Annotated in this window: 13 protein-coding genes and 1 pseudogene; 3 read left to right on the top strand and 11 right to left on the bottom strand. The window is 40.2% G+C overall.

Going from position 1 to position 11,245, the window contains the following annotated elements; genetic code table 11:
* Positions 1-1,539: 1,539 nt before the first annotated feature.
* A complete protein-coding gene (locus tag ACFIL2_RS00500; protein WP_375680359.1) occupies positions 1,540-1,734 on the bottom strand; it encodes a hypothetical protein in 195 nt (64 codons plus the stop codon).
* Positions 1,735-1,799: 65 nt separating this feature from the next.
* Here ACFIL2_RS00500 and ACFIL2_RS00495 point away from each other — a divergent pair, with 65 nt between their 5' ends.
* Entirely contained in the window at positions 1,800-2,111 is a 312-nt protein-coding gene (locus tag ACFIL2_RS00495) for a type II toxin-antitoxin system RelE/ParE family toxin (protein WP_375680358.1), read from the top strand.
* Positions 2,092-2,373: an addiction module antidote protein gene (locus ACFIL2_RS00490; RefSeq protein ID WP_273788712.1), complete on the top strand. Its 282-nt coding sequence runs from the start codon at positions 2,092-2,094 to the stop codon at positions 2,371-2,373. Before ACFIL2_RS00495 ends, ACFIL2_RS00490 begins: the two co-directional genes overlap by 20 nt.
* Positions 2,374-2,407: 34 nt before the next feature.
* Here the strand turns inward: ACFIL2_RS00490 and ACFIL2_RS00485 are convergent, their stop codons facing one another.
* The 6 genes from ACFIL2_RS00485 to ACFIL2_RS00460 form a co-directional block, all read right to left on the bottom strand.
* The gene (locus ACFIL2_RS00485; protein ID WP_375633221.1) at positions 2,408-2,788 is read right to left on the bottom strand and encodes a hypothetical protein; all 381 of its coding nucleotides are present in this window, start codon (positions 2,786-2,788) and stop codon (positions 2,408-2,410) included.
* Between the two features lie 19 nt (positions 2,789-2,807).
* Positions 2,808-3,932, bottom strand: a complete 1,125-nt coding sequence (locus ACFIL2_RS00480) for a N4-gp56 family major capsid protein (protein ID WP_273788714.1) — start codon at positions 3,930-3,932, stop codon at positions 2,808-2,810.
* A gap of 91 nt (positions 3,933-4,023) precedes the next feature.
* A complete protein-coding gene (locus tag ACFIL2_RS00475; RefSeq protein WP_375633220.1) occupies positions 4,024-4,917 on the bottom strand; it encodes a hypothetical protein in 894 nt (297 codons plus the stop codon).
* Positions 4,918-4,930: 13 nt separating this feature from the next.
* Positions 4,931-6,940 (bottom strand): portal protein, encoded by a 2,010-nt coding sequence (locus ACFIL2_RS00470; protein WP_375680007.1) that lies wholly within the window; start codon positions 6,938-6,940, stop codon positions 4,931-4,933.
* The gene (locus ACFIL2_RS00465; protein ID WP_375678942.1) at positions 6,925-8,253 is read right to left on the bottom strand and encodes a PBSX family phage terminase large subunit; all 1,329 of its coding nucleotides are present in this window, start codon (positions 8,251-8,253) and stop codon (positions 6,925-6,927) included. Before ACFIL2_RS00465 ends, ACFIL2_RS00470 begins: the two co-directional genes overlap by 16 nt.
* Positions 8,234-8,566, bottom strand: coding sequence for a hypothetical protein (locus ACFIL2_RS00460; protein WP_375677071.1), 333 nt, complete (start codon positions 8,564-8,566; stop codon positions 8,234-8,236). Before ACFIL2_RS00460 ends, ACFIL2_RS00465 begins: the two co-directional genes overlap by 20 nt.
* Positions 8,567-8,771: 205 nt before the next feature.
* On the opposite strand from ACFIL2_RS00460, the gene ACFIL2_RS00455 reads away from it, so the two are divergent.
* Positions 8,772-9,383, top strand: coding sequence for a hypothetical protein (locus tag ACFIL2_RS00455; protein ID WP_375677072.1), 612 nt, complete (start codon positions 8,772-8,774; stop codon positions 9,381-9,383).
* 13 nt (positions 9,384-9,396) lie between these two features.
* Here the strand turns inward: ACFIL2_RS00455 and ACFIL2_RS00450 are convergent, their stop codons facing one another.
* From ACFIL2_RS00450 to ACFIL2_RS00435, 4 genes and pseudogenes are all read right to left on the bottom strand, one after another.
* Positions 9,397-9,924 carry a hypothetical protein gene (locus ACFIL2_RS00450; protein WP_375680357.1) on the bottom strand — a complete coding sequence of 176 codons (528 nt, stop codon included), beginning with the start codon at positions 9,922-9,924 and terminating at the stop codon, positions 9,397-9,399.
* A complete protein-coding gene (locus tag ACFIL2_RS00445; protein ID WP_375680356.1) occupies positions 9,911-10,246 on the bottom strand; it encodes a hypothetical protein in 336 nt (111 codons plus the stop codon). The genes ACFIL2_RS00450 and ACFIL2_RS00445 overlap by 14 nt, the downstream gene beginning before the upstream one ends.
* Positions 10,247-10,261: 15 nt before the next feature.
* Positions 10,262-10,702, bottom strand: coding sequence for a single-stranded DNA-binding protein (ssb, locus tag ACFIL2_RS00440; RefSeq protein WP_375680355.1), 441 nt, complete (start codon positions 10,700-10,702; stop codon positions 10,262-10,264).
* Between the two features lie 284 nt (positions 10,703-10,986).
* Positions 10,987-11,245 (bottom strand): annotated as a pseudogene (locus ACFIL2_RS00435) (hypothetical protein); the annotation flags it as partial.

Below are 11,245 nucleotides of genomic sequence, written 5' to 3'. Positions count from 1 at the left end.
TTCCAAAAAATTGTGAGGTGTATGAAAGGGATAATGTTGTCAATATAACTGATAAAACAGAATAAAGAACGGCGTGGGGGGGCTTTTAATAGGATAACTCCATCATAAAAGATAGCATTCATAAAAGAAAGCCGTGCCAAGTGATATGACGCGGCTTTCAAATAACGATTATAATGATAAAAAATAATCATCCACAATGGAGTAATGAATGCATATATACAAAACGTATCATATTGCAAGCGCTCTATTATCTTTATGAAAACTTATCAAAAGGAATGTAAATGATGCGTTTGATTTTTACTCACTCATTTGAATGAGAAAACCTATAAACGCTTTTTGTTGCTCTCAAACGTATCAAAACGCTCGGTAGCTTTAATAATTCAATCAAAAGCAAATGCATATTCAATAAATATCTGCAAAAAACGTTCTTTTTAGCTTGCAAGCATTGGTTTTTAAAAGCAGCTTTTCATAAGATAAATAAACAAACGCTTTTATAAAATGTAAGGTTTTTAAATTTTTTCTGCTGTGAAAGCTAAATCTTAGTTTTCTCATAAATGAAACGTTCTTAAGAGCAAATGATAACTAAGTTATAACTGTAATAAAAAGAGTTTTAACGTTTCTTATAAAGATCTCATTTTATGTTTCAAACGTTTAAACGTGCATTTAAAGAGCTTTCATAAGCGTATTTGTACTTTTCATTAAAACCTAATTTCTTTAAATATTAGCCGGTCCATTTTGGGGGTGTTATCTTAGAATAGAGCATTCTTTAAACATTGTTGCTTTTAATAAAAAGTGAGAAACCCCATACCTTATGATGTTACAATGGTTTTGAAGTTTGTTTGCTTATCTTTGTCTTAATAGCTGCCCCCAAATTTGGAAAGAGCTCTTTTGGTTTCGTATTTTTAAACTATAACTTTTAAAACGTTTTTAGTACCAAATCTAAAGTAGATAGTTATTCTACTGCCATGGCATTATTTGCCTCCATTTTTTTGTGGAAGCGAATAGTTCCGTTCTTAAAGACTAGCCTGCAATCTATTCATTAAAAGGCTTTTCATTTCATGAGATATAGCGTTTTGAATTTCATGACCTTTATTTCCTACCGCGGTAAAAAATACCGTGGTTATAAAATCGATCTTGTCTTTAAATCCTTTTATGCAATCTTTATAAACTAAACCTATAAGCTTATGACCGTTTCAAACGATTATTCCTTTGAAGGTTTAGCTCAAAAAAGAGCAAAACTCATACCATTTTTTAAACCTATACAATTTATGTTATCGATATTTTCAAACGACTAAATTTTTAAATAATGTGATTTGTGCTGTGATAAAAACGTACCATAAAATTTATGAACTGTTATGAATGATATCTGCTTTTCATTTCATTTGAACGTTTACATGCGTTATAATATTTGCATCATGATTTGCTTTTTACAGTCTATTCATCNTTGAACGTTTACATGCGTTATAATATTTGCATCATGATTTGCTTTTTACAGTCTATTCATCCATGGCAATCTTATATAAAAAATGGTCAAATGAATCATGCATAAAAAGATGGATTCTTGAGTGGATTCATATAAAATAATTTCACACAACCTATTGACTTTATTGTGTTTTTTAGTATTATATCTTGAATGACCGACACTAAGTGCGAAAGTGTTTTTCTATGACGATAAACATCCTGTTTTGCCGGTATTGGTCCCCCCGTCTTAACCCGAATATAATGACGCGTCATCAGAATACCTTTCTGTGAAAAATATTGTTATTGACATTACACATCATGTGTATTACAGTGCACTAATGGTAGCGATAATAAAAACAACAGATGAATTCGATGAATGGTTAGAAAAGCTTAAAGACAGAAAAGCTGCTAATATAATTCTTGCAAGGCTTCATAGAATTCGTTCAGGGCTTTTGGGTGATGCAAAGTTTTTTAATGGTATAGGTGAATTACGTATCCACTATGGTGCTGGTTACCGAATTTATTTTACAAAAAAAGGCGATAAAATCATTATATTGCTTTGTGGTGGTGACAAATCCACACAATCCAGTGATATTCAAAAAGCCTTATCTCTTTTAGAGGATCTTAAAAATGAAATTGAAAACCTTTAACTTTGAAAAACACCTCACAACACCAGAATCTCAAGAAGTCTTTTTAAATGAAGCCTTTAAAACTGGTGATGCCTCTCATATAGCGGATGCCCTTGGTATTGTTGCTAGAGCACAAAATATGAGTGCCTTAGCAAAAGAAACCAATCGCGAACGCAGTGGATTATACCGCTCTTTAAGCAAAACAGGTGATCCTAAACTTTCTACCTTAGTCGCTGTCTTATCTGCCCTTAATTTACAACTCTCTGTACAATCTGCTCCATAAATCGTGAGGGGAATTAAGCCTTCCCCTATACCTCTCAACGATTGGTCACGAATTGCACGACCACAACACACTCACCAGCCGCGGTTGTTTTATCCCGTGTTGCATAAAGCGTAAGCTCTTGATCTTCTGGAACAAACTCTTTTTGGTTGGTTGATGTAAAATCTTGAGTGCTTTGGGTTTTGATATCCTTTTCACTAAACTCATTACCACCATAGGTGCTGCCTATCTTTAATTTCGCATCCGAAAACGCTGTCTTCACAAACGCTTTAATCGAAAGGATCATTGCACCACGCGGTAAAGTCCCGATTTTGCGCGTCAAATGCTTATCTTTATGCGAGATATTCAAACGCAAAAAACTGACCTGATGTGTATGAAGATCTCTGCCGTGTAAGTGTCCTGTTACGCCATCTACCATGTCCTATTTCCTTTCCTCATCACTCAACTTCACCGCTGTAGGTGGGGATAACTATCGTTCCAAAATCTTGGGCTCCTTGTGCTCTTCCGGGCATTTGGAAACGCGTTTTCTTCATGCCCATAATTGTATGCACTCCAAAACCGTATTCGCGTTTGTAGTCGAAGGTTTCTTCTTCGATTTTATAGCGGGTCTTACCGTAACTCTTACCAAATGCCATAACGACACTTTGCGCTCCAAGCAAAACAGCACGGCGCACACCTGCAAGACGTGTACTATCCGTGGATTTAACACCATTGGTGACATGCTCTGATTCACGTAAAATCACACCGTTGTACATGCCTAGAGAACCATCAAAGATTGGGTTTTTGGAACGCGAACCGGTATAAGCAGCTTTCTGAATATCAAGCCATTGACCCGTCTCTGTATTAGTGCGCAATTGTGTCACCTGAATGGGATGCAAATACAACACATAAACACTCTCGCCATTCACGCGAACCGGTCTAATTTTAGGATTCGCTAGCTTAGCGCACTGAACCGCTTCATCTATCAATTTAAGATTAAAGCTGTGTTTGGCTTTTTCTGTAAGCTCTTCATCCTTGGTTTTTGCTTCTGGTCGCACAATGCGCTTACTGCTTGGAGCTAATGGTGCATTAAAGCCCCAAAAAAGAGGATCAAGATCAACCAGTTCTCCCTCAAAATTAAGCCTGTTGGCTGTATAACCGCAAGCGTGAACGAAAAACATCAAACTCAAACGGTCCGCATACCAATCTGATAAACTGTTTTTGGCTTCTTCGCGCAAATTAAACAATGTGCGCTGATTATCAATAGTGCCTTCATTGGCAATTCTTGTTCCATGATAAAGTTCATTGATATACAGTTTATCATGAAGGAATTGTAGTGCCTCTTCATTGCCTTCAAGGGTTTCACCCTCACTCACACCACGTCCTGATAACTGAGCTCGCAGACTAAATGTTACACAATCCCCTTTGCCTTTTTGCGTCTCTGTTTTCACCTGAATAATGCTATTGGAATCCTGCCCCATCAAAGGAGCAATAGGAGTTGCTTTGGAGACCTCCGCATCAAGAATTCTCGCCCATGTTTTTAACGCATGGGGATCATTAATCCCTATATGTGTTGTTGCCATTTATTTCACCTTTCTTTGCTATAAAAAAACCGGCTTAAAGCCGGACCACCAACCCGCACCAAAGGCGGCTTATTCTCTAAAAGTCTTTCACTTAATCTTCATCATCTGCACCACTCAATTTGCGTATAAGCACTCGGTTCTTTGGATTACTGTACCACGCTTGAAACTCTTTATCCGTCATAGCGTCCATCGTTTCCCATGAAAGTGGACCCGTCACGCCCCCTCCACCAGATGCCGTTAAGGTTCTCGCAGAATTCTGCCGACTTTGAAGTTCTGCAACTTGATTATTCGCTTGCACTGCTTGGTTCTGATAGCCAAGGTTTTGTGCTATTCTATAAATTTCTTCTGCCGGATTGAGATCTCTTTGTGCACAAGTCGCTACAAGCGCATGCAATTGATCTCTTATAATCGCATCTATTGTGTTTTGTTGTCCATACTCAGGATAAAGTGATGACCAAGAACTCAATTCCTTTGCGCGTGCCTCATAAAGAAAATTTGCCGCGGCATCAAAATCACTGGATTTATTTTGAAACGACTTAACAGAATTATTAAAAAATTCACCAAGACGCATATCGTGCTGCTGCTGTTCCTCAGCTTGTCTTAGCGCTTCTTTCTGTTCCCTAATATACGCATCTTGCTTTTGAATCTTATCTAACATCCACGCCACTAAACGAACAGGGTCCTCACGTAGGTCTGGGGGTGCATTTTCACCTTCAACCATTGGCGTCTGGGATTGGGGTTCATAAAACTTGACAAGCGCTTCACGGGCTTGTTTGGCTTGTTGCTCCACACGCTGCTGTTCTATACTAGGAACAATCTCTGAAGGCTTTTCAACGGGCTGTGCAACCGGCTCTGGAGAGGTGACATCATCATTATCAATCGTTTCACCATCATAAGTGCCAGCATCAAAAGAGCTCTCATCATCAAAGACCGGTGCTCCAACTCTGTAATCTTCATTCATAGCTTCATTCATTTCTGCATTCATTCTTTCACCTTTCTCAACTATGCATACCTCTGTGTAATGCTATTCGCTCTCGCATAATCTGATTGTGTGCCTGATCATTGAGAAGCTTCTGCCGTTCAATCTCATAGCGTTGCTTCATCAGTTCTGCGTCTGTTTTTGCTCTCTCTTGATGCACAAAAAGATCAATCTGCTTTTGTTGCAAATCCATCTGATGCATCTGTGCTTTCGTCTCTAAGTCTTGTTGCTTTTCCTGCAACTTCATTTCCTGCTCGGGATCCATCTGCTGTTGTTGTGCCATTTGTTGCTGTTGGAACTTCTCACTGACACGATTGAGTAATGACGCAGGCAAGGGTGAGTAACGAAGTAGATCAAGCATAATATCCGGCGTAATGGCATTTTGAAGCAATGGGAGCAGCTGTGTGATGATACCGAAGGTGCGCTCTTTCTCATTCGGGCTGGTTGGCGCATCATCAACTACAATATCATACTCGACACTCGTTACTTCTTCACGCGTCAATGGAATATATTGCGCATTCTCTTCACCAGATATCCGTACCAAACGACCATCGGACAAGTAATTCTGTATCAAGTGCAAAATAATCTTACCTTGCCGCTTGCGGTACAAACGTAAACCATCAAACAGACAAGCAAGCAGATTTAAACTGGATTGGCGTCGTTGTGCCTCCAAAATACCCGCTTGTGTCACTTCCCTTGTACCAATGAATTCGGGTGATAAACCCGTCACCTGATTAATTGCTTCCTTAGCTTCATTAAACAGCTGGAAAAAGCCCTCTGGAAACTGTGCTACAGGCTTTGGTTGTATCTTGCCTTCTGCAAGAGCGCCATCTTCAGCAACTAGCAACGCATCAGCCCGCGCCCAATCTTGCATAGCCTGCCTGATGTCCTTAAACGCCCCTTCCTCGACAATAAGCCCCCCTTTGGATTGGCTATTAAGGATATACATCACTTGACTAAAATATTTATTCGCCCATCGTTGTGGATCTTTTGTCGGACGGACAACCCCATAAAATTGCCGTTCTATCTTATCAAAATACCCTGTTATACACTCCCAACCCAATTGACCCGCTGGAACCAAAGGTTGATCAGGGGATTCAAGCAATTTTCTCCCTAAAAAAGCACGTTTTACGACCTTTTTATTGAAAGCTGCCCCTTGGATATCGGGCATCATGCACTGGAGCTGCTTAAATTCTTCCTCGCTATAATCACGAAGTTCTCCAGTGCTTAAATCGGGCGCTTTGTAATATCGCTCGCTTTCAAACCAACGGCATTCAACAAGCGTGACCATCCGACGACCGTTTTCAACATCAATGCTCCCTTCATCACTGTAATAATCAAGATCATTATGGTGAACACCTTCATGAGAGCTCCCATCCCTTGCCCAATCTGCACTCAGCTCTGTCCAATGAGATTTGGGAAACATCTGCTTAGCTACTTCTAACGGCTTGCGGTCTACATACCACAAACGTTGCGCATCGGTTAAATTCGGTTGCACCGCTGCACTATCCCAAACCATCTTTAACGGGTCTAAACGCGTAATGACCGGTTCACCATCGAGGCTGTTCTCATAATCAAGCCGTGTATCAGTCCACCCCATGCCGCAGATAACCGCATCTTGGAAAGCATCACTATCAGCGTATTCTGCATGCGCCATGTCCCGAAACCATTCTGCCGCACCGGTAAGCAATTCACTAGGCAATGCCTTCCCTACTTGACGGGGAATAAACTGCACTTCGCGCTTGTTATTACGCTCTGACCCCACAACGGCATTGACCAATGGGGCAATACGATTAAAGGTCATAACGGGGCGGCGTTGCTTTTTTAACGCCGATAAATCTTCTTCATTCCATTGATCACCATTGTAAAAACCAAAATCCTCCCGCGCATGTTCACGCCATTTATTCACATGCTCCACATCTTCTTTGTACCAGCTCACAAGCTTGCGAAATAAGCCTTCTGTCGACAAATCTGATGCGTTACTTTCTTTATCTAAATGCTCTTCATCATACATCATTCTGCCATCCATGAGGTACTCTCATATTCCGTTCTGCCGCTATAAGCTGGTCGCTTTTGTATTTCTTTTGGTGGTTTGTATGAAATACACATCAGTCCAAAGGCATCTGCCCCATGACTGGACCAATCGTGCTCTGCTCCCAAGCCAATATTGCGCTTCTCATCCCATTTCTCGTGATACCAGTTCAGTGCCTTACGTCCTGCTACCGTCGTCTTTTCATTAAACCAAACAGAAGGCAAAACACGGCGGACTGTTTCTATACGTATCTTAACAGCTCCTGCTCCCTGATTAGGGATAACTTTTGTTTGAAAGCCTGCCTGTTTAAGAGCGCTCTCAAAACTCACATTGTGCACACGGTCTCTGGTCGCCCCATCATGGGGTAACACCATCAATGCCTTCTCATAACCATTGTGACGCAACCAACCGATATGTTCCGATAACGGCTGTCCCTGTGCTTCGTAATAATCAAGTACTCTGATCTCCCTACCAACAAATTGCGCTATCCATATCGCCGTAGCATCTGCCTTAGCACCTGTGCCCCCGATATCCCAAAAGGCGCGTATCTGCATTAAAGGATCACGCGCAACGCGCCCTATCCGCCCCTCTTGCTCGGCTGCCAACATTTCCTTTTGATAATAAGCGCCTTGAACCGCTGTAAGATAAGCCCCTTCCCAGATATGCTTATAGGTCTCGGGACGGTTTCTCAGATCATCAAGCCGCGCTTCATTCAAGATCTTGGGAAACTTCGGGTTGTCTGACCAATTGATCTCTACACGCTTAATGGCTTCATTGTCTGAAAAGCGAAACCGCTTCTCAACGGGGGCATTCTCTCGCAACGGGTTCCATGTCACCCATAATTCTGCCCGCCATCCCTCTCCTTCTTCTCGCAAAGTCGGTATAAGCGTTTGCCAAGCCGTCTCTGTAACGGGCTCTGCCTCATCAACCCAACAAAGCAAAATACGCCCCATGGATTTAATGCTCGCAATATTACGGTCCAGACCAGAAAACTGAAAGGCTACGCGACCATCTATCGACTTAATCGAAGATTCCCCAACCTTGTAATAGTCCTTTAAAAAGTCGTGCGCTTCAATGGCGCGCTTAATCTCCTCCAATGAACTCTCTGCCAAAGAATTCTGAAACTGACGTGCACAAAGAATGGTCCCCGATATCCCCTGCATACCAAATTGATAGCCTTTTAAAGCAGCCATCAATGCAAATGATCTTGTCTTCCCAGACCCTCGTCCACCCCAAGCCGCTCGCACCAAAGCGTCCCCTGCAAAAATAGGAATGAGTTTTGGTACAATACTAATCTGTCGTGTTGTCATTGACCAAAGGCGCGATTTCTACACGCGTTATCACCTTAATGGCTCCCCCATCTTCACCTGTTACCTGTAAAGGCAACACCTTACCAAGCAACGCTAAATAAGCAGCGGGGCATTCTATAGCCTGCTTTTCCAAATAAGAAATCAAACCATCCTTGCCAATTTTATTCCCAGCATTCTCAGCAGCCTTAACCACTGCTTCTTTTAAAATGCGCGTCACTTTATTTGGAACGCCTTTGACACGCCCTTGACCTGCCTTTGGGGGTATACGCTTTTTAATGGGTTGTGGAGCCTGCTGTGTATTTTCTGATGTCATAAAATACGCCCTCCAGATAATAAAAAACCCCGCATTTGCGGGGATTTTGAACTGTACATTTCCCTCTCTAGACACAATACGCCTAAGTACAGTAATGTCATTAAATACGATTTGCTACACTTTGTCAACACTAAAATAACACATATTGATAATTTCAAAGGGAATCAGTTAAACAGCACTTATGAATAATTAAGGGTTCAAAATGATGAAATCATTATCCATAACACGCATCATAACATTTATAGCTTTCTTTTCTATATCAGCGCTACCTGCATCAGCGTCATTTGGATTTACACGTACATTTACACGTGTAGATACTATAGAGCAGTACAATAAACTTTACGATAAATATGCAAGTAAAGAATATGAAGACTTTACGCATTTCGACAAGCAACACGAAGCAAATCAATTTGCATACAAAAATGGCTATCAAAATATAACTGCCAAATTTGACACTGTATGGCATCGTCACATACTTATTGTTTTATGTGGACGCTTTGTGAATTTACTAAGGGGTGATTATAATAAGGAGATGTCATGGGCGATGCTACCTAGTGTAATAAATACTTTACGCTATGAACATAATTGGAGTGAAGAAAATTTTATTTGGGCATACAACATGTCTATGAGTAGTACAGATCCAATGTTTTATTACGCAAAAAAATTTCTTAGTTCTCCGAGTGGAAATGGCATTAACCCCGAAACACAAGTTGTTGATTTAGTGTCTAGTATGAGAGTCGATAATGGGAGAGGCATAAAAAAAACAGCTAGGTTTTGTAGAGACTTACGAACGATATACAATATAATGAAACCGTAATAGAGATTGTCATTTAACGATCAAAATGTTTCTGAAGAGCATTAAGAGCAACGCGTAGTGAATTCACAAGGTGTGGTAGCATTTGATCTTCTATCACGAGGTACTGTAGTGCTGCATAAAGATTATACTGTCTATAGAGGCATTGCGCTTCTTTTAGTGCCTCTTGCGTGTTTATAAACTGCTCTGTTGCAAATGCTACCCATTTATCTCTTGCTTTGTCATCAGTAGATGATGGCATTTCGTCATAAATTGCATTAGGCAAGCCCTTTGCACAAAGGTAATTATTTCTTATCTGTAGGTACTGTTGCGCGGCATCATATTGCTCTTGTGTAATCACGCCTTGTAAACAAAGCCGCCCGATATAGGTACCAGAAAGTGGATTTTTTGCCTCCTGTAGCGTTAAACCGAAGCGCTTTGCACGTATCTCTATTGCCAATTTATCAACGGCTTCACGCGGTGCTTTTGCACGTGATATACGTCCGTTTGGTTCTCTTACCTGCCCTGCTATTTTAGGGCGTCCCCTTTTTTTATTTTTTTTCACTTATGTCACCAGATTCCTGTTTAATATTTTGCCAGATTTTCTCTGATCTTGACCATGAAATTCGATTTAAAAAGAACAATAAAACCACTAAAATGCATATTACAGCAGCAACACTTAACTTAAGTTTTAAGTGACTTTGATCCCAAGAAAGTTTTAAGAGCAGAATGAAAAGTGTACTCAATAAAGCACCCATCACTATACTGTAATAACTCATTGATGTAGATGACGTACAACCTCTTAACAGCTCTATATCATTCTCTGTAAGCATATAAACGGGTTCAGATTCTTCTGTACTAACCCTAGGCTTCTTTTTACTATCCATTAAAGCACCTTCTGTTTAAAAAGGAACATCATCATTTAATGCGTTTGTAGACGTATCAAGAGGTCTGTGAAAGCTTCTGTCATAAGGAGATGACTGCTCTTGGTCATCATCATTTTTGCCATCTAAGAGCTTTAAGTCGCCTTTGTACTTAGGCAAAACGATTTCTGTTACAAACCGGTCAACACCGTTTTTATCTTGCCATTTACGCGTTTGAAGCTGTCCCTCGATATAAACTTTGCTGCCTTTATTCAGATACTGGAGAGCTACTTTTGCCAAGTGTGGATTAAACACCACAATGGAATGCCATTCGGTTTTGTCTATTCTTTTATTGGTTGCCTTGTCTGTATAGCTCTCAGACGTTGCCATTCGAAAATTGACCACCTCGATGCCAGATGACATTGTTTTGCTTTCTGGATTGGCACCTAAATGACCAATTAAAATCACTTTATTAAGCATGTTTGTAAGTCCCATTAAATGATGTAAAGATCATAACATGTTTTATGTGTTTTTACAATGTTTTCAATAAATAATAACAATATTCTTATGTAAAAGATTAAGCTTTAAAAGCTGTTTTTTTATTGCTTTTTGATACGTTTTGTGCAATAAAGAGATGTTCTTTTATATTTCGATTGGTTACTTTAATCGTTTATTTAGATCGCTAGCTGTTTTGATAATAAAAGCCGTGTCTTAAAGGACGCGGCTTTTTTGCTATAAAGCAGCCCCCCGCCCCGTTATTTTATTTATGCTGCTTTTTCACTAATCTTTACAACGGTATCGTTTTCATAAATTTCACAATCTTCAGGAATTCCATATGCATAATAAAAGTTTTGTTTGACATATGAATAATCATTTCTTTTTAATCTTGCATTGCCATGTACCAAACCTCTAATGGTGTGATAACCAGTCACTTTTGCATTCCCATAAACAGAACCATAGACCTTAACATACCCACCCACGCTAGCATTGCCATAAACCTTGCCATAAATTTTTGAAGAGCTA

This window comes from Bartonella sp. AP30XZML, assembly GCF_042195945.1.
Taxonomy (GTDB): Bacteria; Pseudomonadota; Alphaproteobacteria; order Rhizobiales; family Rhizobiaceae; genus Bartonella.
Note: the sequence above shows the minus strand (reverse complement) of the source record. Positions and strands in the feature narration are given on the sequence as shown.